This is a genomic window from Kitasatospora sp. NPDC001527 (assembly GCF_040298605.1).
GTDB lineage: Bacteria > Actinomycetota > Actinomycetes > Streptomycetales > Streptomycetaceae > Kitasatospora.
The window spans coordinates 1-23902 of the sequence record NZ_JBEPAM010000037.1; the positions used below are offsets into that span (position 1 = coordinate 1).

Annotated in this window: 21 protein-coding genes and 1 pseudogene; 3 read left to right on the plus strand and 19 right to left on the minus strand. The window is 73.6% G+C overall.

The window, feature by feature from the left end; translation table 11 throughout:
* Positions 1–4: 4 nt before the first annotated feature.
* A pseudogene (locus tag ABT238_RS38840) lies at positions 5–55 on the plus strand (pantoate--beta-alanine ligase); the annotation flags it as partial.
* 28 nt (positions 56–83) lie between these two features.
* On the opposite strand, the gene ABT238_RS27410 reads toward ABT238_RS38840, so the two are convergent.
* The 3 genes from ABT238_RS27410 to def all read right to left on the minus strand — a co-directional run bounded on the left by ABT238_RS27410 (position 84) and on the right by def (position 3155).
* Entirely contained in the window at positions 84–1556 is a 1473-nt protein-coding gene (locus ABT238_RS27410; protein ID WP_350795478.1) for an RsmB/NOP family class I SAM-dependent RNA methyltransferase, read from the minus strand.
* 68 nt (positions 1557–1624) lie between these two features.
* Positions 1625–2566, minus strand: a complete 942-nt coding sequence (gene fmt / locus ABT238_RS27415; RefSeq protein ID WP_350795488.1) for a methionyl-tRNA formyltransferase — start codon at positions 2564–2566, stop codon at positions 1625–1627.
* 43 nt (positions 2567–2609) lie between these two features.
* Entirely contained in the window at positions 2610–3155 is a 546-nt protein-coding gene (gene def, locus ABT238_RS27420; RefSeq protein ID WP_350571550.1) for a peptide deformylase, read from the minus strand.
* Between the two features lie 254 nt (positions 3156–3409).
* Here def and ABT238_RS27425 point away from each other — a divergent pair, with 254 nt between their 5' ends.
* The gene (locus tag ABT238_RS27425; RefSeq protein WP_350795500.1) at positions 3410–4075 is read left to right on the plus strand and encodes a hypothetical protein; all 666 of its coding nucleotides are present in this window, start codon (positions 3410–3412) and stop codon (positions 4073–4075) included.
* A gap of 128 nt (positions 4076–4203) precedes the next feature.
* Here the strand turns inward: ABT238_RS27425 and ABT238_RS27430 are convergent, their stop codons facing one another.
* The 14 genes from ABT238_RS27430 to pyrR all read right to left on the minus strand — a co-directional run bounded on the left by ABT238_RS27430 (position 4204) and on the right by pyrR (position 20780).
* Entirely contained in the window at positions 4204–6291 is a 2088-nt protein-coding gene (locus ABT238_RS27430; protein ID WP_350571553.1) for a primosomal protein N', read from the minus strand.
* Between the two features lie 100 nt (positions 6292–6391).
* On the minus strand, positions 6392–7615 hold the full coding sequence (metK, locus tag ABT238_RS27435; protein WP_350571555.1) for a methionine adenosyltransferase: 1224 nt from the start codon (positions 7613–7615) through the stop codon (positions 6392–6394).
* 152 nt (positions 7616–7767) lie between these two features.
* Positions 7768–9003: a bifunctional phosphopantothenoylcysteine decarboxylase/phosphopantothenate--cysteine ligase CoaBC gene (gene coaBC, locus ABT238_RS27440; RefSeq protein WP_350571557.1), complete on the minus strand. Its 1236-nt coding sequence runs from the start codon at positions 9001–9003 to the stop codon at positions 7768–7770.
* 157 nt (positions 9004–9160) lie between these two features.
* Positions 9161–9427, minus strand: coding sequence for a DNA-directed RNA polymerase subunit omega (gene rpoZ / locus ABT238_RS27445; RefSeq protein ID WP_030056185.1), 267 nt, complete (start codon positions 9425–9427; stop codon positions 9161–9163).
* Positions 9428–9463: 36 nt separating this feature from the next.
* Positions 9464–10021 carry a guanylate kinase gene (gene gmk / locus ABT238_RS27450; RefSeq protein WP_350571558.1) on the minus strand — a complete coding sequence of 186 codons (558 nt, stop codon included), beginning with the start codon at positions 10019–10021 and terminating at the stop codon, positions 9464–9466.
* Positions 10022–10069: 48 nt separating this feature from the next.
* Entirely contained in the window at positions 10070–10396 is a 327-nt protein-coding gene (mihF, locus tag ABT238_RS27455; RefSeq protein WP_030056187.1) for an integration host factor, actinobacterial type, read from the minus strand.
* Positions 10397–10756: 360 nt separating this feature from the next.
* Positions 10757–11590: an orotidine-5'-phosphate decarboxylase gene (gene pyrF, locus ABT238_RS27460; protein WP_350795547.1), complete on the minus strand. Its 834-nt coding sequence runs from the start codon at positions 11588–11590 to the stop codon at positions 10757–10759.
* A gap of 31 nt (positions 11591–11621) precedes the next feature.
* The gene (locus ABT238_RS27465) at positions 11622–12734 is read right to left on the minus strand and encodes a quinone-dependent dihydroorotate dehydrogenase (RefSeq protein ID WP_350571560.1); all 1113 of its coding nucleotides are present in this window, start codon (positions 12732–12734) and stop codon (positions 11622–11624) included.
* A 66-nt stretch (positions 12735–12800) separates the two neighbouring features.
* Positions 12801–16112, minus strand: coding sequence for a carbamoyl-phosphate synthase large subunit (gene carB / locus ABT238_RS27470; RefSeq protein WP_350571562.1), 3312 nt, complete (start codon positions 16110–16112; stop codon positions 12801–12803).
* A complete protein-coding gene (gene carA, locus ABT238_RS27475) occupies positions 16105–17310 on the minus strand; it encodes a glutamine-hydrolyzing carbamoyl-phosphate synthase small subunit (protein ID WP_350571564.1) in 1206 nt (401 codons plus the stop codon). The genes carB and carA overlap by 8 nt, the downstream gene beginning before the upstream one ends.
* Entirely contained in the window at positions 17307–17876 is a 570-nt protein-coding gene (locus ABT238_RS27480; protein WP_350571566.1) for a PH-like domain-containing protein, read from the minus strand. Before ABT238_RS27480 ends, carA begins: the two co-directional genes overlap by 4 nt.
* The gene (locus ABT238_RS27485; protein WP_350571568.1) at positions 17873–19177 is read right to left on the minus strand and encodes a dihydroorotase; all 1305 of its coding nucleotides are present in this window, start codon (positions 19175–19177) and stop codon (positions 17873–17875) included. Before ABT238_RS27485 ends, ABT238_RS27480 begins: the two co-directional genes overlap by 4 nt.
* Positions 19174–20151 carry an aspartate carbamoyltransferase catalytic subunit gene (locus ABT238_RS27490; protein ID WP_350571570.1) on the minus strand — a complete coding sequence of 326 codons (978 nt, stop codon included), beginning with the start codon at positions 20149–20151 and terminating at the stop codon, positions 19174–19176. Before ABT238_RS27490 ends, ABT238_RS27485 begins: the two co-directional genes overlap by 4 nt.
* A gap of 5 nt (positions 20152–20156) precedes the next feature.
* Positions 20157–20780: a bifunctional pyr operon transcriptional regulator/uracil phosphoribosyltransferase PyrR gene (pyrR, locus tag ABT238_RS27495; RefSeq protein WP_350571572.1), complete on the minus strand. Its 624-nt coding sequence runs from the start codon at positions 20778–20780 to the stop codon at positions 20157–20159.
* Positions 20781–21113: 333 nt separating this feature from the next.
* Here pyrR and bldD point away from each other — a divergent pair, with 333 nt between their 5' ends.
* A complete protein-coding gene (gene bldD, locus ABT238_RS27500; protein WP_030056198.1) occupies positions 21114–21617 on the plus strand; it encodes a transcriptional regulator BldD in 504 nt (167 codons plus the stop codon).
* Between the two features lie 202 nt (positions 21618–21819).
* Here bldD and ABT238_RS27505 read toward each other — a convergent pair whose 3' ends face one another.
* Complete coding sequence (locus ABT238_RS27505; protein WP_350571574.1) at positions 21820–22737, minus strand: DUF8829 domain-containing protein; 918 nt, start codon at positions 22735–22737, stop codon at positions 21820–21822.
* 278 nt (positions 22738–23015) lie between these two features.
* The gene (locus ABT238_RS27510) at positions 23016–23855 is read right to left on the minus strand and encodes a thioesterase family protein (RefSeq protein WP_350571575.1); all 840 of its coding nucleotides are present in this window, start codon (positions 23853–23855) and stop codon (positions 23016–23018) included.
* Positions 23856–23902 lie beyond the last annotated feature (47 nt).

Sequence of the window (23902 nt, forward strand, 5' to 3'; positions counted from 1 at the left end):
GACCATGGGCGCCCTGCACGAGGGCCACGCCGCACTGATCCGCGCCGCCCGCAAGCAGGTCGGCCGGGACGGCCGGGTCGCCGTCACGGTCTTCGCCTGGTACGGCGCAGCAGCGCCAGGTACATCGCGTCAGTGCCGTGCAGGTGCGGCCAGAGCTGGACGTCCGGGCCCTCGCCCAGGGCCGGGACACCCGGGAGCAGCGGCCGCGCGTCGATCCACTCGACCCGGCCGCCCTCGGCGCGCAGGACGTCGTCGACCACCGCGCGGGTCTCCGCGAGGTGCGGGGAGCAGGTGGCGTAGCCGACCACGCCGCCGATCCGGGTGGCGTCGATGGCCGAGCGCAGCAGGTCGCGCTGGAGCGGGCCGAAGGCGGCGACGTCCTGCGGACGGCGGCGCCAGCGGGCCTCGGGGCGCCGGCGCAGGGCGCCGAGCCCGGAGCACGGCACGTCGACCAGGACCCGGTCGAAGCCGCCGGCCCGCCAGGCGGGGCGGGTGCCGTCGGCGGCGATCACGGTGTACGGGCCGGGGTTGCCGGCCAGCGCCCGGGCGACCAGCCGGGCCCGGTGCGGCTGCTTCTCGCTGGCGACCAGCGCCGCGCCGCGCTCGGCGGCGAGCGCGGCGAGCAGCGCGGCCTTGCCGCCGGGGCCGGCGCAGCCGTCCAGCCACAGCCGGTCGGGGCCGTCCAGCGGCGCGGCGGCGAGGGCCAGCGCGACCAGCTGGCTGCCCTCGTCCTGGACGCCGGCCCGGTTCTCCCGCACCGCCTCGACGGAGGCCGGGTCGCCGCCCTCGGCGAGCCGCAGCGCGAACGGGGACCAGCGGCCCGGCTCGGCCTCGGGCAGCGCGTCGGCCAGCTCGCCGACGGTGGCCCGGCCGGGGCGGGCCACCAGGGTGACCTCGGGGCGCTCGTTGTCGGCGCGCAGCAGCTGCTCCACGGCGGTGCGCCCGGCGGCGTCCGGCTGCCAGCGGCCGAGCGAGTCCCACAGGGCGGCGACCACCCAGCGCGGGTGGGAGTGCACGACGGCGAGGTGGTCCTCGGCGTCCTGGTCGTACGGCGGGGCGACCCGCTCGATCCAGGTGTCCAGGTCGTGGGCGCTGATCCGGCGCAGCACGGCGTTGACGAACTTGGCCTTGCCGTCGCCGAGCACCACCCGGGCCAGCTCGACGGTGGCCGAGACGGCCGCGTGGCTGGGGATGCGGGTGGTGAGCAGCTGGTGGGCGCCGAGCGAGAGCACGTCCAGGACCGGCGGGTCGACCTTGCCGAGCGGGCGGTCGATGCAGGCGGCGATGATCGCGTCGTAGGTGCCCTGGAGCCGCAGGGTGCCGTAGACCAGCTCGGTGGCGAGGGCCGCGTCGCGCCGGTCCATGCCCTTCTGCTCGGCCTCCCGGAGCAGCGAGGGGAGGATCAGGTTGGCGTAGGCGTCGCGCTCGTCGACGGCGCGCAGGGCGCGGAAGGCGACGATCCGCGCCGGGTCCTTCTTCGGGCGCCGGTGCGGGCGCGGGGCGCGCTTTGCGCCGGACGCGCCGGGGGTGCCGTGGGTGCTGCTGGGCGTGCTCATGGGATGTGCCTCAAAGTGCTGCGGGGGTTATTGCGGGATCTCTCGAACAGTAACGCGGAAAACCGGTCTCAGCCGGACTCGCCCAGCCGCTCGCCGGACTCGATGCGCGCGCCGCGCGCCCAGTCCGCCGCCCGCATGGCCTTCTTGCCCTGCGGGCGCACCTCGCCGAGCTCGACCTCGTGGCTGCCGGTGCCGACCCGGACGCTGTTCTTGCCGACGGCCAGCTCGCCCGGCGCGAGGCCGGCGGAACCGGGCAGCAGCCGCACCGGGCCGGTGACCTTGAGCCGCTCGCCGCGGAACCCGGTCCACGCGCCGGGCGCGGGGGCGCAGCCGCGCACCACCCGGTCGACCCGCAGCGCGGGCGCGGTCCAGTCGATCCGGGCGTCCTCGACGGTGATCTTGGGGGCGAGGGTGACGCCCTCGGCGGGCTGCGGGACGGCGTGCAGGCTGCCGTCGGCGATGCCGTCCATGGTGGCGGCGAGCAGCCGGGCGCCGGAGTGGGCGAGCCGCTCCAGCAGCTCGCCGCTGGTGTCGGCGGGGCGGACCTCCTCGGTGATCACGCCGTAGACCGGACCGGAGTCCAGGCCCTGCTCGATGAGGAAGGTGGACGCGCCGGTGACCTCGTCGCCGGCCAGCACCGCGTGCTGCACGGGGGCGGCGCCGCGCCAGGCGGGGAGCAGCGAGAAGTGCAGGTTGACCCAGCCGTGCGCGGGGATCTCCAGGGTGCCGGGGCGCAGCAGGGCGCCGTAGGCGACGACCGGGCAGCAGTCGGGGGCGAGCTCGGTGAGCCGGGCGACGAAGTCGGGGTCGCTCGGCTTCGCCGGCTTGAGGACCTCGATCCCGGCCTCCTCGGCGCGCTGGGCGACGGGGCTGGCGACGAGCTTGCGGCCGCGGCCGGCGGGGGCGTCGGGGCGGGTGACCACCGCGACGACCTCGTGCCGGTCGGAGGCCAGCAGGGCGTCCAGGGCGGGAACGGCGACCTCGGGGGTGCCGGCGAACACGAGGCGCATCAAGTGCCTTTCTGCTGTACTGAGTTGACGTGGGCGGCGGCGCTCAGCGCGCGGCGCCGAAGGTGCTGTGCGGGGAGACCTTGACCACCGGCGCGGGGCCGGAGCCCCAGTCGGCCTCGCGGATCGCCCTGAGCGCGGCCTTGCGCCGCTCGGTGTCGAGGCGGTCGATGAAGATGATGCCGTCGAGGTGGTCGGTCTCGTGCTGGATGCAGCGCGCGAGCAGCTGGGTGCCCTCGATGGTGACCGGGTCGCCGTACACGTTGAAGCCGCGGGCGACGACGCCGTGCGCGCGCCGGGTGTCGTAGCGCAGGCCGGGCAGCGAGAGGCAGCCCTCGGGGCCCTCCTGCTCCTCCTCGCTGAGCGACAGGTCCGGGTTCACCAGGTGCCCGGTGACGCCGTCCACGTGATAGGTGAACACCCTTAGGGAGACGCCGAGTTGGGGCGCGGCCAGGCCGGCGCCGGGGGCGTCGAGCATGGTGTCGGTGAGGTCCTTGACGAGGGTCCGGAGCTCCTTGTCGAAGGTGGTGACGGGTTGGGCGGTGGCGCGCAGGACGGGGTCTCCGAAGATGCGGATCGGCTGGATCGCCACGGATGCGGGCTCCTGTCCGTCGGGGTCCGGGTGCGGGGGTCGGGCTGCTCCTGACGAGCGGGCCGAGCAGCGTGCACGCGGCCGTCGGCCAGTCTATGCAATCCGCCCCGCGCGGGTTCCGGCACATCCCGCTCGCCCCGCCTGCGTGACCCCGGCGGGCGGTCCGGCGTTGGTCAAGTGGGATTGACCGTGGCCGGAGCGCGCGGGAAGGGCGCTCCGGCCGAGCGAACCGTACGGAAGGTGGCACGTAGGCCATGGCCGAGCAGATCAACCACGACGCCCGGGCGCGGGCGAGCCTGCACCTGCTGGTGCGGGACATCGAGCGGGTGAGGCGACAGGTCGACGCCCTGCGGACGCTCACCGCCCAGTTGGGCAACGTCTACCGGCCTCGCCGGCCCAGCACCTCGGCGGGCTTCGTCGTGTACGGGCGGGCCCCGGCGCCGACGGTGCGCCTGGCGCAGGAGCTGCGGGAGAGCGTGGAGACGCTGGTGGCGGCGGCGGTCGAGTTCGACCGCGCGCTGGGCTTCTCCTGGGACTCGGTGGGCTCGGCCCTCGGGGTCACCAAGCAGGCGGTGCACCGCCGGTACGGGATGCGCCGGCCGACCAGCGAGCTGCTGGCGGCGGGCGGAGCGGTGCCGGGCCAGGGCCGTCCGGACCGCTCCGAGGAGCTGCCCGTCCCCGCCCCGGCGGCCGCGCACACCGCCGCCCACGCGCCGGAGCACGACCGTTCCCCCGCCCCGGCCGGCCTGGCCGCGACCGTCCCCGCCGCCCGCCAGGGCGGCCTGGACCGCAGCAGCCTCGACCGGAGCGGCCTGGACCGGAGCGCACTGGACCGCCCCCCGCTGGACCGCCCGCCGCTGGACCGCCCCCCGATCGACCGCGGCGCACTGGACCGCCCCGGCGTCCCGCTGCGCGGCTGACGCACCCCGGACGCCGGGTGAGGGCCGCGGGTACCGACACCGCGCCCCTCACCCGACGTCCGGTCCCGCACACCCGCCGACACCTACCAGCCGGCACCGGCCAGCCGGTGCCCGTCCGTCGGCGCCCGTCAGCCGATGTCCATCGGATCGATCCGCACCTTGACCACCTCCGGCGTCCGCAGCGCGATCCGCGCGATCTGCGCCGCCTTCAGCGCCGCCGCCAGCGCCGCGCCCTGCCCGGGCGGCACCCGCAGCAGCGCCCGCTCCTGCTCCTCCCCCCGCAGCGCCGCCACCGGCACCGGCCCGAGCACGTCCGCCTCGTCCGGCAGCCGGACCAGGTTCAGCAGGTCCGCCACCGCCGCCGGACTGCCGCTCACCGAGGCCATCCGGGCCACCGGCGGGAAGTGCAGCTGGGAGCGCTCGTCCAGCTCCAGCCCGGCGTGCCCGAGCGGGTCCCAGCGCACCAGCGCCTGCACCGGCCGCGCCGTCGGCTCGGCGACCACCACCACCGTCCCGCCCTCGGCGGACGGCCGCACCAGCGCCGCGGCGGCCGTCCAGAGCCGCAGCGCCTCCTCCCCGGCCCGCAGGTCGGGCCGGCTCAGCAGCGCCCAGCCGTCCAGCAGCAGCGCCGCCGCGTACCCGCTCCCGCCCTCGACGACCGGCTCGGCGCCGGGCGTGGAGATCACCAGCGCCGGCTCGTCCGGGACGGTCGTCAGCACCGCGTCCCGCCCCGAGGTGCGCACCGGGACGCGCGGGAACGCCTTGCCCAGCTCCTCGGCCGTCCGCCGGGCGCCGACCACCTGCGCCCGCAGCCGGAACGAGCCGCACTCCGGGCAGTGCCAGTCCCGCTCCTCCTCCCCGCACCACTGGCAGCGCAGCGGCGCGTCCGCCCCGGCCGCCTCCAGCGGGCCCTCGCAACGGCGGCAGCGGGCGGGCGTGCGGCAGCGTCCGCAGGCCAGCCGGGGCACGTAGCCGCGCCGGGGCACCTGGATGAGCACCGGCCCGCCGGCCGCCAGGCCCTCGCGGGCCGCCTCCCAGGCGATCGAGGGCAATCGGGCGGCCTGCGCCGCGGCGTCCCGGTGCTGGTCCTGGTCGGTGACGGTGCGCACCCGCGGCGCGGTGCGGCGCACCGTCTCCCGGTCGGCGGCCAGCGACCGGGCCCACCCGGTGCGCACCAGCTGGGCGCCCTCCACGGTGACGGCGTGCCCGCCGAGCAGGACGGCCGCGCCCTCCTCGGCGGCGCGCAGCAGGGCGACCTCCCGCACGTGCGGGTGCGGGGCGCGCGGGTCGCTGTGGCTGGAGTCGCCGTCGGACCAGACCACCACCAGCCCGAGGTCGTGCACCGGCGCGAACATCGCGGCCCGGGTGCCGACGGCGGCGTGCACCGAGCCGCGGCTCACCTGGAGCCAGCGCCGGTAGCGCTCGCGCGGGCCGAGGTCGGCGGCCAGCACGGCGTGCAGGCCCTCGCCGAGCAGTTCGGTCAGCGCCCGGTCGACCCGGGCCACCGAGCGGCCGTCCGGCAGCACCACCAGGGCGCCCCGCCCGCCCGCGAGGGTGGCGGCGACGGCGCGGGCGATCTCGTACGGCCAGCCGGGGCCGGGCAGCGCCGTCCAGACCGCCCGGGGCGAGCCGCCGCCGGCCAGCGCGGCGAGGAAGTCCGGGCCGGCCGGGTAGCGGGACCAGCCACCGGGCGCGGGCGCCGCCGGGCGCGGGCGGGGCGGCGGCGAGGGCTCGGCCTCCGCCTTGGCGTGCCGGGGCGGCACCGCGAGCTGCAGGACGTCGGCCAGCGTGCCCGCGTACCGGTCGGCGACGGTGCGGCACAGCCGCAGCAGCTGCGGGGTGAGCACCGGCTCGGGCGAGAGGACCTGGGCGAGCGGGGCGAGCGGGCCGGGGAAGTCGCTCTTCTCCAGCCGGGCGACGATGAAGCCGTCGTGCAGTTCCCCGCCCTCGCGCTGGCCCTTGACCACGCGCGCCCCGAAGCGCACCCGCACCCGCACGCCGGGCCGGGCCTCCTCGGCCATCGCGGCGGGCACCTCGTAGTCGAAGAACTTGTCGATGGTGAGCACGCCCTTGTCGACGACCACCCGGGCGACCGGCAGGTGCTCGGCCCGCTTGGCGCCGCGCCAGGTGCGCGGCTTGGCCCGGCGGACCGTCTCCCGGATGAACGCCAGCTGCTCCGGCGCCCCGCCCTCGTCACTCCCCTGCGTGCTGCTCATCGCCCCAAGTAGTACCAGGTCCCACCGACAAAACAGCAGGTGGTGGCCGCCCGGAGTGCCGGGCGGCCACCACCTGCCGTCAAACGATCGGGTCGGCCGATCAGGCCTCGACGGCCTTCTTCAGCTGCTCCACGCGGTCGGTCCGCTCCCAGGTGAAGTCCGGCAGCTCACGGCCGAAGTGGCCGTAGGCGGCGGTCTGCGAGTAGATCGGGCGCAGCAGGTCGAGGTCGCGGATGATCGCGGCCGGGCGCAGGTCGAAGACGTCGGTGACGGCCTTCTGGATGGTGAGGACCGGCACGGTCTCGGTGCCGAAGGTCTCCACGAACAGGCCGACCGGCTCGGCCTTGCCGATCGCGTACGCGACCTGGACCTCGGCGCGGCGGGCGAGGCCGGCGGCGACGATGTTCTTCGCCACCCAGCGCATCGCGTACGCGGCCGAGCGGTCCACCTTGGACGGGTCCTTGCCGGAGAAGGCGCCGCCGCCGTGGCGGGCCATGCCGCCGTAGGTGTCGATGATGATCTTGCGGCCGGTGAGGCCGGCGTCACCCATCGGGCCGCCGATCTCGAAGCGGCCGGTCGGGTTGACCAGCAGGCGGTAGCCCTCGGTGACGAGCTTGATGCCCTGGTCGGCCAGCGCCTTCAGCTCCGGCTCCACGACGAACTCGCGGATGTCCGGGGTGAGCAGCGACTCCAGGTCGATGTCACTGGCGTGCTGGGTGGAGACGACCACGGTGTCGAGGCGGACGGCCTTGTCGCCGTCGTACTCGATGGTGACCTGGGTCTTGCCGTCGGGGCGCAGGTACGGGATGGTGCCGTTCTTGCGGACCTCGGTGAGGCGGCGCGAGAGGCGGTGGGCCAGGGTGATCGGCAGCGGCATCAGCTCGGGCGTCTCGTCGGACGCGTAGCCGAACATCAGGCCCTGGTCACCGGCGCCCTGCTTGTCCAGGTCATCCGCGTCGTCCCTCTGGGTGGCACCCTCGACACGGGCCTCGTACGCGGTGTCGACGCCCTGCGCGATGTCGGGAGACTGGGCACCGATCGAGACCGAGACGCCGCAGGACGCGCCGTCGAAGCCCTTCTTGGAGCTGTCGTAGCCGATCTCCAGGATCTTGTCCCGGACGAGCTGGGCGATCGGCGCGTACGCCTTGGTGGTCACCTCGCCGGCCACGTGCACCTGGCCGGTGGTGATGAGCGTCTCCACCGCGACCCGGGAGGTCGGGTCCTCGCGGAGGAGAGCGTCAAGGATGGTGTCGCTGATCTGGTCAGCGATCTTGTCGGGGTGGCCCTCGGTCACGGACTCCGAGGTGAACAGGCGGCGAGACACAGCGCTCCCTGGGGTTGCAGCGGCTGCTGACTGAAAGACCCCGGACGGATCCGGGGGCTTCCGGAAAGACTTGATTCCTGGAGTGTAACGGTCAGCTACCGAGAAACGTCACGCGATTCCGCAATTGAAGACCGTCCGCCCACCCTTCGAGATCACCCGACGGAAGGATCGAGCCGTTCCGCGACGAGGTCCCAGACGACGTCCGCCAGAACCTCCTTCGGGCCCACCGGAACGGGCGTCTCACTGCCGTCGGCGCCCAGCACCACGGCCTCGTTGACGTCCTGGCCGAAGGCCTTGCCGTCGCCGACCTCGTTGACGACCAGCAGGTCGCAGCCCTTGCGGGCGAGCTTGGCCCGGCCGTTGGCGAGCACGTCGTCGGTCTCCGCCGCGAACCCCACGACGAGTTGCCCCGAACGGGTGCGGTGGGCCGACAGCTCCGCCAGGACGTCGGGGTTGCGGACGAGCGCGACCGGCGCCGGCTCGACGCCCTCGACCTTCTTGATCTTGCCCTCGGCGTAGACCGCGGGCCGGAAGTCGGCCACCGCCGCGGCCATGACCACGGCATCCGCGTCCCCGGCCGCCTTCAGCGCGGCCTCCCGCAACTCCAGCGCGGTGGCCACCCGGACCACCTCCACCCCGGCCGGATCGGGCAGCGCCGCATTGGCCGAGATCAACGTCACACGGGCGCCGCGGGCCGCCGCGGTGACCGCCAGCGCGTAGCCCTGCTTGCCGGAGGAGCGGTTGCCGAGGTAGCGGACCGGGTCCAGCGGCTCACGGGTGCCACCCGCCGAGACCACCACGTGCCGGCCGGCCAGGTCGGTGCGCTCCCCGCCGTGGCGCAGCACCGCGCGGCAGGCGTCGAAGATCGCCGACGGCTCGGGCAGCCGGCCCTTGCCGGTGTCCTTGCCGGTCAGCCGCCCGCTGGCGGGCTCCAGCACGATCACGCCCCGGCGGCGCAGCGTGGCGACGTTCTCCCGGGTCGCCGGGTGCTCCCACATCTCGGTGTGCATCGCGGGCGCCAGGACGACCGGGCAGCGCGCGGTGAGCAGGGTGTTGGTCAGCAGGTCGTCGGCGAGCCCGTGGGCCGCCTTGGCCATCAGGTCCGCGGTGGCCGGGGCGACCACGACCAGGTCGGCGTTCTGTCCGATCCGCACGTGCGGCACCTCGTGCACGCTCTCCCAGGTCTCGGTGGCGGCCGGGCGGCCGGAGAGCGCCGCCCAGGTGGCCTCGCCGACGAAGTGCAGCGCCGCCGCGGTGGGCACCACGGTCACCTGGTGGCCGGACTCGGTGAACCGCCGCAGCAGCTCGCACGCCTTGTACGCGGCGATCCCGCCGCTGACGCCGAGGACGACCCGCGGCGCGTCCGTCCGCTCCGTGCTGCCGCTCATGTTCCCAGCTCTCCTCGTGGCGGTCCTCAGGTGCCTGCCAACCCTACGGCGCGCCGACGATCACCCGCACTGTGGCACCCCCCACACGCGTCCGGGAACGCCGAAGGGCCCGTCGGAGCGGACTCCGACGGGCCCTTCGCACGAAGGTGGGACCGCCTCAGGCGGCCTCGACCGCCTCGGCGGTCAGCATGCCGGCGTTGATCTCGCGCAGCGCGATCGACAGCGGCTTCTCGTGCACGTGGGTGTCGACCAGCGGGCCGACGTACTCCAGCAGGCCCTCGCCGAGCTGGGAGTAGTACGCGTTGATCTGACGCGCACGCTTGGCCGCGTAGATGACCAGGCTGTACTTGGAGTCGGTGGCCTCAAGCAGCTCGTCGATCGGCGGGTTGATGATGCCCTCGGGCGCGGTCATGGAAGAGGACACGCGAAAACCTTCCGAAAGGATGGAAAAGACAACAGGTCAGCCTACACCGAGCAAGGCTAGCAGTTCGCCCGCCACCTGCTCGACGGAGGTGTTGACCAGGGTCGTGTCGAACTCCGGCTCGGCCGCCAGTTCGACCTTCGCGGCCTCCAGCCGCTTCTCGATCACGTCCTGCGGCTCGGTGCCCCGGCCGGTGAGCCGGCGCACCAGCTCCTCCCAGCTCGGCGGGGCCAGGAACACCAGCTGCGCCTCGGGCATGGACTCCCGCACCTGGCGGGCGCCCTGCAGGTCGATCTCCAGCAGCACGGGTTCGCCGCGCTCCAGCTTCTCCTGGACCGCCGTGCGGGGCGTGCCGTAGCGGTTCCCCGCGAACACGGCCCACTCCAGCAACTCACCGTTGGCGATCAGCTTGTCGAACTCGTCGTTGTCGACGAAGTGGTACTGGACCCCGTCCTGCTCGCCCGGCCTCGGGTGGCGGGTCGTCGCCGACACCGAGAGCCAGACCTCGGGGTGCTGCTTCCTCATATGAGCGACGACCGTGCTCTTGCCGACCCCCGAGGGGCCGGAGAGCACGGTCAGCCGCGGACGCTCACTCATGCACCGATTATCCCGGATCGTGGGCGATCCCGGGACCACGGGGCACGGTCAGGCGGCACCGCCGCCGAACTCCCGCTCCAGGGAGGCGATCTGGTTGGTTCCGAGACCGCGGACACGGCGGCTCTCGGAGATGCCGAGCCGTTCCATGATCTGCTTGGCCCGGACCTTGCCCACGCCCGGAAGGGACTCCAGCAGCGCGGAGACCTTCATCTTGCCGATCACGTCGTTGTCGGCCTTGCCGGCCTTGATCACCTCGTGCAGGGAGGCGCCGGAGTGCTTGAGCCGGTTCTTCACCTCGGCGCGCTCCCGGCGAGCCTCGGCGGCCTTGGCGAGCGCGGCGGTGCGCTGTTCAGGGGTAAGGGGCGGAAGAGCCACGCCGTTCACCTCAGGTGTGGATGGAAGGGATTGAACTCTGACTGTTGTGGTTCCCAGGACACCGGCCAGAGGGCGAACTCGCCGCCCCTGACCTGCGGGAGCAGCGGGAATCGCGGCTCTTCAGTGACCTATCGCCGGACACTACCCGGATTGCGGCTCCACGTCAGGAAAAGAACACGAAAAGTCCTGGTCAGCCAAGGCCGACCAGGACTTTCCCGGGCAAAATGACCGTGATTGCGAACCTTGGGCGCCACCGATGTGACGGCGCTCACGTCAAGCCGCCGTCCCCGCGGGCCGTCGCAGCACGTCACGGCGGCACCGCGCGGCGTTCGCCAGGAGCGAACCCCGCCTCCGCGTCCGCTACTTGACCGCGTCGGCGTACTCCTGGACAAAACGGTCGGCGGCCGAGCGCAGCGCCTCCACCGAGGGGCCGTGCCTCAGCACGTCCCGGCTGACGCTGGGCACCACGTTGCGCACCGAGGCGCCGAAGACCCGCGGCAGGTCCGCCATGGTCGCGCCCTGGGCACCGATCCCGGGGGCGAGCAGCGGGCCGTTGATCGCCAGGTCCACGCCGGCGTCGGCCAGCGTCGCCCCGACCACCGCGCCGAACGAGCCCAGCGGCTCGGCACCGGCGTTCGCGGCGGCCAGCTGCCGCAGCACGGCGGCCGCCACCGGCTCGCCGTCCGCGCCCACGGCACGCTGCACCTCGGCGCCCTCCGGGTTGGAGGTGAGCGCCAGCGCGAAGACGCCCGCGCCGTTGGCGGTGGCGAGGTCCAGCGCCGGGCGCAGCGAGCCGAAGCCCAGGTAGGGGCTGACCGTCAGGGCGTCGGAGAACAGCGGGCTGCCGGGCGACAGGAAGGCCTCGGCGTAGGCGGCCATGGTCGAGCCGATGTCGCCGCGCTTGGCGTCCATGAGGACGAGCGCGCCGGCCGCCCTGGCCTCCTCGACGGACTTCTCCAGGACGGCGACGCCCCGGGAGCCGAAGCGCTCGAAGAAGGCGGCCTGCGGCTTGAGCACGGCCACCTGCCCGGCCAGCGCCTCGACGACGGTGCGGCTGAAGGTCTCCAGGCCCGCGACGGTGTCCTCCAGGCCCCAGGCGGCCAGCAGGGAGGCGTGCGGGTCGATGCCGACGCAGAGCTGGCCGCGGGTGTCGAGGGCGCGGCGCAGGCGGGTGCCGAAGGGGGCGAGGGTCATGACGTCCTTCCGGAGAGCGTGAGAGGAGGGTTCAGGAGGCCGTGCGCGTGTCCACCGCGCTGCCGACGGCGGCGGCCAGGTCGCGGAAGCCGCCGGCCCGGACGCGGGCGGACAGGCCCTGGTGGATGCGGCGGCACCAGAGCGGGCCCTCGTAGATGAAGGCGCTGTAGCCCTGGACCAGGTCGGCGCCGTGCACGATGCGCTGCCAGGCGTCCTCGGCGGTCTCGATCCCGCCGACCGAGACCAGCACCAGCCGGCCGCCGGTGCGGGCGCGCAGCCGCTGGAGGACCTCCAGCGCGCGCTCCTTGAGCGGGGCGCCGGACAGGCCGCCCATGCCGATCTCCTTCACCCGGGCGGCGTCGCTGCGCAGGCCCTCGCGGCCGATCGTGGTGTTGGTGGCGATGATGCCGTCCAGGCCCAGCTCCAGGGCGAGGTCGGCGACCCCGTCGATGTCCTCGTCGGCCAGGTCCGGGGCGATCTTGACCAGCAGCGGCACGTGGTGCGGGGTGGTCCGGTCGGCGGCCTCGCGCACCGCGCTCAGCAGCGGGCGCAGGTGCTCGACGGCCTGCAGGTTGCGCAGCCCCGGGGTGTTCGGCGAGCTGACGTTGACCACCAGGTAGTCGGCGTAACGGGCCAGCCGCTCGGTGGACTTGACGTAGTCGGCGACCGCGTCGGCCTCCTCGACCACCTTGGTCTTGCCGATGTTGACGCCCACCACCGGGGTGGAGCTGGTGTGCGGACGGGCGGCGAGCCGGGCGGCGACCCGGGCCGAGCCCTGGTTGTTGAAGCCCATCCGGTTGATCAGGGCGCGGTCCTCGACCAGCCGGAACAGCCGCGGCTGCGGGTTGCCCGGCTGGGCCTCGCCGGTGACGGTGCCGATCTCGACGTAGTCGAAGCCGAGCATCGACAGGCCGTCGATGCCGACGCCGTTCTTGTCGAAGCCGGCCGCCAGGCCGAACGGGCCGGGCAGCGCGAGGCCGAGGGCGTCGGTGCGCAGCGCCCGGTCGCGCGGGGCGAGCACCAGCCGGACGAGGCCGCGCAGGCCGGGCACCGAGGAGGCCAGCCGGATCCAGAAGAAGGCCAGGTGGTGGGCCTTCTCGGGGTCCATCTTCTTGAAGACGAGGTCGAACAGCAGCTTGTACACAAAGTCCTCCCAGGGCATGGAAGTGGGGGGCACCCGGCGGTACTGGTGCCCCCCACTGGAGTGGTGCTACTTGGCGCGGCCGGCGTTGATCAGCTCGGCGTGCTCCTGGAGCGACATGACGCCGACCTCGTCGCGCAGCAGCCGGTCGATGCCCTGGACGGCGGCACCCATGGCCTGGACGGTGGTCAGGCAGGGCACGGCGCGGGCCACGGCGGCGGTGCGGATCTCGTAGCCGTCGAGACGGCCGCCGGTGCCGTACGGCGTGTTGATGATGAGGTCGACCTCACCGTCGTGGATCAGCTGGACGATGGTCTTCTCGCCGTTCGGGCCCTCGCCCTCGCTGTGCTTGCGCACCACGGTGGCGGGGATGCCGCCGCGCTGGAGCACCTCGGCGGTGCCGGCGGTGGCGAGCAGCTCGAAGCCGAGGCCGACCAGCGCCCGGGCCGGGAAGACCAGGTTGCGCTTGTCGCGGTTGGCGACCGAGACGAAGACCTTGCCCTTGGTCGGCAGCGCGCCGTACGCGCCGCTCTGGGACTTGGCGTAGGCGGTGCCGAAGACCCGGTCCAGGCCCATGACCTCGCCGGTGGAGCGCATCTCCGGGCCGAGCACGGTGTCCACGCCGCGGCCGTGCACGTCGCGGAAGCGGCTCCACGGCATCACGGCCTCCTTGACCGCGATCGGCGCGTCGGCCGGCAGCGTGCCGCCGTCGCCGTCGGCCGGCAGCAGGCCCTCGGCGCGCAGCTCGGCGATGGTGGCGCCGAGCGAGACCCGGGCGGCGGCCTTGGCCAGCGGCACCGCGGTCGCCTTGGAGGTGAACGGCACGGTGCGCGAGGCGCGCGGGTTGGCCTCCAGGACGTACAGGATGTCCCCGGAGAGCGCGAACTGGATGTTGATCAGACCGCGCACCCCGACGCCGCGGGCGATCGCCTCGGTGGAGGCGCGCAGCCGCTTGATGTCGTACCCGCCGAGGGTGATCGGCGGCAGGGCGCAGGCGGAGTCGCCGGAGTGGATGCCGGCCTCCTCGATGTGCTCCATGACGCCGCCGAGGTAGAGCTCGGTGCCGTCGTAGAGGGCGTCGACGTCGATCTCCACCGCGTCGTCGAGGAAGCGGTCGATCAGCACCGGGTGCTCGGAGATCAGACCGGCGTGCCGCTCCAGGTAGGAGGCGAGCGACTCCTCGTCGTAGACGATCTCCATGCCGCGGCCGCCCAGCACGTAGGACGGGCGGGCGAGGACCGGGTAGCCGATCTCGTCGGCGATGGCCTTGGCCTCGTCGAAGGAGAAGGCGGTGCCGTGCTTGGGGGCCGGCAGGCCCGCCTCGCGCAGCACGCGGCCGAAGGCGCCGCGCTCCTCGGCGAGGTCGATCGCCTCGGGCTGGGTGCCGACGATCGGCACGCCGTTGTCCTTCAGCGCCTGCGCCAGGCCGAGCGGGGTCTGGCCGCCGAGCTGGACGATCACACCCGCCAGCGGGCCGGCCTGCTGCTCGGCGTGGACGATCTCCAGCACGTCCTCCAGGGTGAGCGGCTCGAAGTAGAGCCGGTCGGAGGTGTCGTAGTCGGTGGAGACGGTCTCCGGGTTGCAGTTGACCATGACGGTCTCGTACCCGGCCTCGGCGAGCGCGAAGGAGGCGTGCACGCAGGAGTAGTCGAACTCGATGCCCTGGCCGATGCGGTTCGGGCCGGAGCCGAGGATGATCACCGCGGGCTTGGTGCGCGGGGCGACCTCGTTCTCCTCGTCGTAGGACGAGTAGAAGTACGGGGTCCTCGCGGCGAACTCGGCGGCGCAGGTGTCGACGGTCTTGAACACCGGGCGGATGCCCAGCGCGTGCCGGACCTCGCGGACCACGTCGGGCCTGAGCCCGCGGATCTCGCCGACCTGCTGGTCGGAGAAGCCGTGCCGCTTGGCGTGCCGCAGCAGCTCCGGGGTGAGCTCGGGCGCCTCGGCCAGCTCGCCGGCGATCTCGTCGAGCAGGAAGAGCTGGTCGACGAACCACGGGTCGATCTTCGTGGCCTCGAACACCTCCCCGGGGGTGGCGCCGGCGCGGATCGCCTGCATCACGGTGTTGATCCGGCCGTCGGTCGGCACGACCGCCTTGGCCAGCAGCTCCGCCTTGTCGCCGACCGGGCCGACCCAGGTGAACTGGGAGCCCTTCTTCTCCAGCGAGCGCAGCGCCTTCTGCAGCGCCTCGGGGAAGTTGCGGCCCAGCGCCATCGCCTCGCCGACCGACTTCATGGTGGTGGTCAGCGTGGCGTCGGCGGACGGGAACTTCTCGAACGCGAAGCGCGGGACCTTGACCACGACGTAGTCGAGGGTCGGCTCGAAGGAGGCCGGGGTCTCCTCGGTGATGTCGTTGGGGATCTCGTCCAGGGTGTAGCCGACGGCCAGCTTGGCGGCGATCTTGGCGATCGGGAAGCCGGTGGCCTTGGAGGCGAGCGCCGAGGAGCGGGAGACGCGCGGGTTCATCTCGATGACGATGACCCGGCCGTCGACGGGGTTGACGGCGAACTGGATGTTGCAGCCGCCGGTGTCGACGCCGACCTCGCGGATCACCGCGATGCCGATGTCGCGCAGGATCTGGTACTCGCGGTCGGTGAGCGTCATCGCCGGGGCGACGGTGATCGAGTCACCGGTGTGCACGCCCATCGGGTCGAAGTTCTCGATGGAGCAGACGACCACGACGTTGTCGTTCTTGTCGCGCATCAGCTCCAGCTCGTACTCCTTCCAGCCGAGGATGGACTCCTCCAGGAGCACCTCGGTGGTCGGCGAGAGCGTCAGGCCCTGTCCGGCGATGCGGCGCAGGTCCTCCTCGTCGTGCGCGAAGCCGGAGCCGGCGCCGCCCATGGTGAAGGAGGGGCGCACGACGACCGGGTAGCCGCCCAGGGTGTCGACCCCGGCGAGGACCTCGTCCATGGTGTGGCAGATGACCGAGCGGGCGGACTCGCCGTGCCCGATCTTGGCGTTCACCGCTTCCACCACGCCCTTGAAGAGCTCGCGGTCCTCGCCCTTGTTGATCGCCTCGACGTCGGCGCCGATCAGCTCGACGCCGTACTTCTCCAGCGTCCCCGCCTGGTGCAGCGAGATCGCGGTGTTCAGCGCGGTCTGGCCGCCCAGGGTGGGGAGCAGCGCGTCGGGGCGCTCCTTGGCGATGATCTTCTCGACGAACTCGGGGGTGATCGGCTCGACGTAGGTGGCGTCGGCGATCTCCGGGTCGGTCATGATCGTCGCCGGGTTCGAGTTCACCAGCACGACCCGCAGGCCTTCGGCCTTCAGGACCCGACACGCCTGCGTGCCCGAGTAGTCGAACTCGGCGGCCTGGCCGATCACGATCGGGCCGGACCCGATCACCAGGACGGACTTGATGTCAGTGCGCTTAGGCACGCTGGCCCTCCATGAGCTTCACGCTGTGCTTGTTGTCGCCTCGCATGAGCTCGACGAACCGATCGAAGAGGTACGCCGCGTCGTGCGGGCCGGCGGCGGCCTCCGGGTGGTACTGCACCGAGAAGGCGGGCACGTCCAGCGCCTGGAGGCCCTCGACCACGTCGTCGTTGAGGCAGACGTGGGAGACCTCGACCCGGCCGTAGGGCGTGTCGCTGACCTTGTCGAGCGGTGCGTTGACGGCGAAGCCGTGGTTGTGCGCGGTGACCTCGACCTTGCCGGTGGTGCGGTCCTGGACCGGCTGGTTGATGCCGCGGTGGCCGTACTTGAGCTTGTAGGTGCCGAAGCCCAGCGCCCGGCCGAGGATCTGGTTGCCGAAGCAGATCCCGAAGAACGGGGTCCTGCGCTCCAGCACGCCCTGCGCCACGGCGACCTGGTGGTCGGCGGTGGCCGGGTCGCCCGGGCCGTTGGAGAAGAACACGCCGTCGGGCTCGACCGCGTAGACGTCCTCCAGGGTGGCGTCGGCCGGCAGCACGTGCACCTCGATGCCGCGCTCGGCCATCCGCTGCGGGGTCATCGCCTTGATGCCGAGGTCCAGGGCGGCGACGGTGAACTTCTTCTCACCGATCGCGGGCACCACGTACGGCTCGGTGGTGGCCACCTCGGCGCACAGGTCGGCGCCCTTCATCTCGGGCGAGGACTGCACCTTGGCGAGCAGCGCGGCCGGGTCGGCCAGCGCGTCGCCGGAGAAGATGCCGCAGCGCATGGCGCCGCGGTCGCGCAGGTGGCGGGTGAGCGCCCGGGTGTCGATGCCGCTGATGCCGACGATGCCCTGCTCGGCCAGCTCCTCGTCCAGCGAGCGGCGCGAGCGCCAGTTGGAGGCGACCCGGGCGGGGTCGCGGACGACGTACCCGGCGACCCAGATCCGCTTGGACTCGTCGTCCTCGTCGTTCCAGCCGGTGTTGCCGATCTGCGGGGCGGTCATCACGACCACCTGGCGGTGGTACGAGGGGTCGGTCAGGGTCTCCTGGTAGCCGGACATGCCGGTGTTGAAGACCGCCTCGCCGAAGGTCTCGCCCCTCGCGCCGTAGGCCTGGCCGCGGAAGGTCCGGCCGTCCTCCAGGACGAGCACGGCGGCCGCACGCTCTGAGAACGGGCGCTCCCGCCGTTGGCGCTGCGTGGTGGGGGCAGGTGCGGTCATGACGCGGCCTCTTCCGTCTTCTTCGTCGTACGTGTTGCTGCGAGCTCGGTGATCGCCTCGACCCAGGCGGTGTGCTCGTCGGGGTGGTCGAACCGGAACCCGGAGTCCAGTTCGGTGTCCTCGTGCGTCCAGGTGACCACGAGGATGCCGGAGGGGACGACCTTGCCGGCGATCCCGGAGTCCGTCCGGGCACCGGTCAGGTGCTCGGCGGGGATCCAGAAGTCGACGTCGCCGGGGCGCTCCACCAGCAGGCCGTGCGCGCCGAGGGTCAGGTCGGCGCGGCTGCGGGTGCCCAGGCCGTGCGCGACGACCCGGTCCAGCCAGTTCCCGGCGGTCGTGGTGCCGTGGTAGCGGCCGCTGGTCTCCAGGATGGTCCGGCCGGCGCGTTCCGGCACGGCCGGCAGCGGGGCGAGCCCGGACTGCAGGGTGCGCCGCCAGTTCCAGCCCTGGCGCATCAGCCAGTAGACCAGGCCGATGACCAGGACCAGGCCGACCGTCCAGCCGAGGTAGCCCGGCCAGTTGGTGACCCTGGCCTGTTCCTGGGCCAGCAGGAGGGCGGAACTCACGCGAGCCCGCCCTGCTCGACCAGTTCGCCGGCCAGCACGGTGGCGGTGCCGCGCAGGAAGGTCGCGTGCACCCGGCCGGGCAGGTCGAGGCCCTTGTAGGGGGTGTTGCGGGAGCGGGTGGCGAAGCTGTCGGGGTTCACGGCACCACGGTACGCGGGATCGAACAGCACCAGGTTGGCGGGCTCACCCACCGAGACCGGGCGGCCGTGGCCGGCGAGCCGGCCGATCCGGGCCGGGCGGTGCGACATCCGGTCGGCGACGCCCTCCCAGTTGAGCATGCCGGTGTCGACCATGGTCTGCTGCACCACGGACAGCGCGGTCTCCAGGCCGACCATGCCCATCGCGGCCACGGCCCACTCGCAGTCCTTGTCCTCGGCCGGGTGCGGCGCGTGGTCGGTGGCGACGGCGTCGATGGTGCCGTCGGCCAGCGCCTTGCGCAGCGCCCGGACGTCCTCGGCGGTGCGCAGCGGCGGGTTGACCTTGTAGACCGGGTCGTAGGAGCGGACCAGCTCGTCGGTCAGCAGCAGGTGGTGCGGGGTGACCTCGGCGGTGACGTCCCAGCCCTTGGCCTTGGCCCAGCGGATGATCTCCACCGAACCGGCGGTGGAGACGTGGCAGACGTGCAGCCGGGAGCCGACGTGCGCGGCGAGCAGCACGTCGCGGGCGATGATCGCCTCCTCGGCGACGGCCGGCCAGCCGCCCAGGCCCAGCTCGCCGGAGACCTGGCCCTCGTTCATCTGGGCGCCCTCGGTGAGCCGCGGCTCCTGGGCGTGCTGGGCGACGACGCCGTCGAAGGCCTTCACGTACTCAAGCGCGCGGCGCATGATCACCGCGTCGTCGACGCACTTGCCGTCGTCGGAGAAGACCCGGACACCGGCGGCGGAGTCGTGCATCGCGCCCAGCTCGGCGAGCTTCTTGCCCTCCAGGCCGACGGTGACGGCGCCGACCGGCTGCACGTCGCAGTAGCCGGACTCCTGGCCGAGGCGCCAGACCTGCTCGACCACGCCGGCGGTGTCGGCCACCGGGAAGGTGTTGGCCATGGCGTGGACGGCGGTGAAGCCGCCCTTCGCGGCGGCCTGGGTGCCGGTGAGGACGGTCTCGGCGTCCTCACGGCCGGGCTCGCGCAGGTGGGTGTGCAGGTCGACCAGGCCGGGCAGGGCGATCAGGCCGGTGGCGTCGATCTCGATGTCGGCCTCGGCGACCAGACCGGTGCCGATCTCCCGGATCACGCCGTCGGCGATGTGGAGGTCCTGCGGGGCACCGCCGAGGATCTGGGCGTTGCGGATCAGGTAGGTGGTCACTGAGCGGTCTCCACGGAGTCGGTGCGGGGGGTGTCGGTGAGAGTGGCTCCGCCGAGCAGCAGGTAGAGCACGGCCATCCGGATGGAGACGCCGTTGGCGACCTGCTCGACCACGGTGCAGCGCGGGGAGTCGGCGACCTCGGCGGTGATCTCCATGCCGCGGACCATCGGGCCGGGGTGCATGACGATGGCGTGCTCGGGCAGCTGGGCCATCCGCACGCCGTCCAGGCCGTAGCGGCGGGTGTACTCGCGCTCGGTGGGGAAGAACGCGGCGTTCATCCGCTCGCGCTGCACCCGGAGCATCATCAGCGCGTCGGTCTTGGGGAGCACGCGCTCCAGGTCGTAGCTGACCTCGCAGGGCCAGTTCTCGATGCCGATCGGCACCAGGGTCGGCGGGGCGACGAAGGTGACCTGGGCGCCGAGGGTGGTGAGCAGGTGGACGTTGGAGCGGGCGACCCGGCTGTGCAGGATGTCGCCGACGATCGTCACCCGCCGCCCGGCCAGGTCGTGGCCGGAGCCCGGGTTGAGGTGGCGGCGCATGGTGAAGGCGTCGAGCAGCGCCTGGGTGGGGTGCTCGTGGGTGCCGTCACCGGCGTTGATGACGCTGCCGTGCAGCCAGTCGGACTGCGCGAGGCGGGCCGGCGCGCCGGAGGCGTGGTGCCGGATGACGACCGCGTCGGCGCCCATGGCCTGCAGGGTGAGGGCGGTGTCCTTGAGGCTCTCGCCCTTGGAGACCGAGGAGCCCTTGGCGGAGAAGTTGATGACGTCCGCGGACAGGCGCTTCTCGGCGACCTCGAACGAGGTCTTGGTGCGGGTGGAGTCCTCGAAGAAGAGGTTGACGACGGTCCGTCCGCGCAGGGTGGGGAGCTTCTTGACGGCCCGGCCGGAGAGCTGGGCGAGTTCCTCGGCGGTGTCCAGGATGAGCAGCGCGTCGTCGCGGCTGAGATCGGCTGCGGACACGAGGTGGCGCTTCACGCGGGTTACTCCGGGAGGTGCGGTTCGGTGGGCTGGGCGGCCAGGGCCTGGGAGGAGCGCGCGGCGAAGTCGCGGTCGCCGACGAGCACGGCGTCGACGCCGTCGCGGTCGGCCAGGCGCACCTGGACGGCTTCGCGCAGCGAGGTGGGGAGGTTCTTGCCCACGTAGTCGGCGCGGATGGGCAGCTCGCGGTGGCCCCGGTCGACGAGGACGGCGAGCTGGACGGCGCGCGGGCGGCCGATGTCGTTGAGGGCGTCCAGCGCGGCGCGGATGGTGCGGCCGGAGAAGAGCACGTCGTCGACCAGGACGACGAGCCTGCCGTCGATGCCGCCGGGCGGGATCTCGGTGTGCTCCAGGGCGCGGGCGGGCTTCAGCCGCAGGTCGTCCCGGTACATGGTGATGTCCAGGGTGCCGAGCGGGATGTCCTGGCCGGTGATCTGGGCGAGCCGGGCGTGCAGCCGCCGGGCGAGGTGGACGCCCCGGGTGTGGATGCCGAGCAGCACGACGTCCTCGGCGCCCTTGGCGCGCTCGACGATCTCGTGCGCTATCCGGGTGATGACCCGGGCGATGTCCGTGCCGTCCAGCACCTGGTGCGGCGGCCTCGGAGCGGATTCCTGGTGTGCGGTCATGCCGAAGCGGACCTCCTTCCCCGCCTCACGGGACGGGCCTTAAAGGATGTCTGGGGACGCCCCCGCCGGACTGCGGCGCGGGCTCCGGTCATCCTACCAGCGTGTATTCCGCGGCCAACCGACGGCCATCGTTCCGCTCCCCGTGGTTCACGCACCGGACGCACGGGTGATGCGGCCCATTCGCACGACTGCCCCATTCGGCTTGACGCAACTACCTCACTCTACGTAACCTCACAGTGAGTTACGAGACGGCCGTCGAACCCACCGGTAACGGCGTCGGCAATCGCCCGTGACCCACCACTGAACGCGAAGCAATCTCGTCCGGGGAGATCAATGTCCAGCGACTACGCGAAGCAGCTCGGAGGCAAGCTCCGAGCCATCCGCACTCAGCAGGGGCTCTCCCTGCATGGTGTCGAGGAGAAGTCCCAGGGGCGCTGGAAGGCAGTCGTCGTCGGCTCGTACGAGCGCGGCGACCGTGCGGTCACCGTGCAGCGGCTGGCCGAACTGGCGGAGTTCTACGGGGTCCCGGTGCAGGAGCTGCTGCCCGGCGGCACGCCCGGCGGCGCGGCCGAGCCGCCGCCGCGCCTCGTCCTCGACCTGGAGAGACTGACCCAGGTCCCGTCCGAGAAGGCCGGCCCGCTGCAGCGCTACGCGGCGACCATCCAGAGCCAGCGCGGCGACTACAACGGCAAGGTACTGTCGATCCGCCAGGACGACCTGCGCACCCTGGCCGTGATCTACGACCAGTCGCCGTCGATCCTCACCGAGCAGCTGATCTCCTGGGGCGTGCTCAACCCCGACGCGCGCCGCGCGGTGCGCGAGGAGGACGCGAGCTGAGGCTCGCCGTACCGGCTCCGGCCGGTCTCCCCGCCGGTTCTCCCGTCCACGGGAACGGCGGACACCTGCAGAAACGTCACGGCGCGGCCCCCGCGAGGGGTGCCGCGCCGCGGCGTTCCCGGGGCGCCCAGGCGCCTCCGGGGCGGTCGCACCTCCCGGGCAGTCGCGCGCGCCCCCGGGGCGGTCGGGCGCTGCCGGGCGGTCAGCAGACCGTCTCCAGCCGGTAGCCCGGCTCGGCGGCCACCCCGTCCAGCCGCACCGGCCCCGCGGCGGGCGTCCAGACCCGGCCCTCGCTGGCCCAGGCCCAGGCCGTCGGGCGGTACTCCCCGCAGGCCGCGGCGCTGCCCTGGGCGCCGTGCAGCACCGCGAGGCCGGGCAGCTCGCGGGCCAGCCCGGTGCAGAGCACCGCGCAGAGCAGTTCGAGGTCCTCGTCGTTGATCCGCACCACGCCGTCCTCCCACTGGAGCACCCGGGCGGCCGCGGACAGCCGCCCGCCGGGAGCGTCCACCGACAGGCGCAGCTCGTAGACCCCGCTGCCGGCGCCGAGCAGCATCCGGCGGAACACCTCGGCGCCGCGCTCGTAGGCGCCGCGCACGAGGTCGTCGCGCTCCCCGGAGAGCCGGCCGTCGAGCAGCAGGTCGGCGTGGCGCAGGGTCAGGCCGTTCTCGCGGGCCCGGACCAGCCGGGGGACGAAGTCGCCGGCCAGCTCCTCGCCCTGGTAGGCGAGCAGCTGGGTGCGCAGCGGCGGGTTGACCAGGTAGCGGTCGCGGGCGGCCGGCTCGGCCGGGTCGAGGCCGTGCAGCAGGCAGAACTCCGCGAAGTCCTGCGGGTGGAACATCCGGGCCCGGACGGTGTCGAAGCGGCGCCGGGCGTCGGCGAGCAGTTCGGCGGTCTCCTTGAGGTACTGCTCGTGGTCGGGCGCGTCGGACAGCCCCCAGGCGCGGGCCCGTTCGAAGTCCGCGGGGCTGGTGAGCACACCGATCACGAAGGCCTGGCCGGCGCCCTCGGCCCGCTGCCGCTCGCAGGTCCCCTCCCGGTCGGCGGCGCGCGAGCGGGCCCGGGGGCGGGCACCCGCGGCGGTGCAGTCGGGGGTGCGGCGGGCGCGGCCGTTGCGGCTCATCGGGGCTCCTCGGACGGGGCGGACGGGGCGGCGGCGGGTGGGACCGCCGACCTTGTCCTCCCCCGCCCCGCGTGGCGCACACGTACGACGTGTCACAGGACTGTAACCGAGGGTGAATCAGGCGCTTGGGGTCACGCACGGTTGTGCGGCCCGCCGCTCACGCCCCGCGCACCCGCCCCACGCGCGGCGCGCCGGTCACTCGCCGTGCACGCCCGCTCACACCGTCCCGGCCGGGGCCGCCCCCGCGCGAGCCGAGGGCCCACCGTCGAGCGGGCGAATCACCGGGGCAGCCGGGCCAGTTGGCGGGACTGGGCGACCAGGCGGCCGGTCTCGTCCCAGACCTCGGCGTCCTCCTCGAAGTACCCGCCGGCCACGTTCCGGGTGGCGTGCACCAGCCGCAGCCAGCCCGGCGCGGGCTTGGCGCGCAGGTGCACGGTCAGCTCGACGGTCGGCGCCCAGCCGGGCATCCCGAGGTCGAAGCTGACCGGCGGCAGGGCGTCGGCGGCCAGCAGGAGCAGCAGCGGGTCGGGGTCGCGGCCGTCGGCGAGCCGGAACCAGCCCTGGATCCGGCCGGTGCCGGAGGGCTGCCCGAGCGCCCAGCCGATGGTGGCCGGATCGAGCCGCATGTCGAAGCGCTCCAGCAGGGCGGCCTGGGCGATCAGCTCCCTGGGCGCGTGCTCGACGCCGATGCACTGGTCGGGCGGCGGCAGCTGCGGCGGGACGGCGCTGGTGCGCACCTCGCCGTCCTGGGCGGCGAGGTCGCCGTGGGTGGCGACCACCCGCAGCCGCTCCACGCCGTCCTGGCTGAGCGCGGCGGTGCCGGTGGACAGCGAGCGGCCGGCGCGGATCACCTCGGTGCGCGCGGTGACCGGGCCGGGGGTGGCGGCGGAGAGGTAGTAGCCGCTGATCGAGACCGGGTCGGCGTGGCCGGCGCCCTCCGGGTGGGCGGCGTGCGCGAGCGAGAGCGCGTGGCCGGCCACGGCCAGCAGCAGTCCGCCGTTGACGCCGCCGCCGATCTGCCAGCCGGCGCCGAGTTCGCCGTCGTACCGGCCCGGCTCGTCCGGGTGCGGGGTGAGGGCGATGCCCTGGTCGAACTCGCTGCGGATCGCCGTGGTCATGGGGGTGGCCTGCCCTTCGCTGCGGGTCGCCGACGGGTGCGGGCCGC

Coding starts and splice junctions, on each gene's coding strand:
- ABT238_RS27505 (WP_350571574.1), bottom strand. CDS start 22,737: ATGAGCCGCAACGGCCGCGCCCGCCGCACCCCCGACTGCACCGCCGCG.
- ABT238_RS27510 (WP_350571575.1), bottom strand. CDS start 23,855: ATGACCACGGCGATCCGCAGCGAGTTCGACCAGGGCATCGCCCTCACC.
- bldD (WP_030056198.1), top strand. CDS start 21,114: ATGTCCAGCGACTACGCGAAGCAGCTCGGAGGCAAGCTCCGAGCCATC.
- carA (WP_350571564.1), bottom strand. CDS start 17,310: ATGACCGCACCTGCCCCCACCACGCAGCGCCAACGGCGGGAGCGCCCG.
- pyrR (WP_350571572.1), bottom strand. CDS start 20,780: ATGACCGCACACCAGGAATCCGCTCCGAGGCCGCCGCACCAGGTGCTG.
- ABT238_RS27410 (WP_350795478.1), bottom strand. CDS start 1,556: ATGAGCACGCCCAGCAGCACCCACGGCACCCCCGGCGCGTCCGGCGCA.
- ABT238_RS27430 (WP_350571553.1), bottom strand. CDS start 6,291: ATGAGCAGCACGCAGGGGAGTGACGAGGGCGGGGCGCCGGAGCAGCTG.
- fmt (WP_350795488.1), bottom strand. CDS start 2,566: ATGCGCCTCGTGTTCGCCGGCACCCCCGAGGTCGCCGTTCCCGCCCTG.
- pyrF (WP_350795547.1), bottom strand. CDS start 11,590: ATGACCCTCGCCCCCTTCGGCACCCGCCTGCGCCGCGCCCTCGACACC.
- gmk (WP_350571558.1), bottom strand. CDS start 10,021: ATGAGTGAGCGTCCGCGGCTGACCGTGCTCTCCGGCCCCTCGGGGGTC.
- ABT238_RS27425 (WP_350795500.1), top strand. CDS start 3,410: ATGGCCGAGCAGATCAACCACGACGCCCGGGCGCGGGCGAGCCTGCAC.
- coaBC (WP_350571557.1), bottom strand. CDS start 9,003: ATGAGCGGCAGCACGGAGCGGACGGACGCGCCGCGGGTCGTCCTCGGC.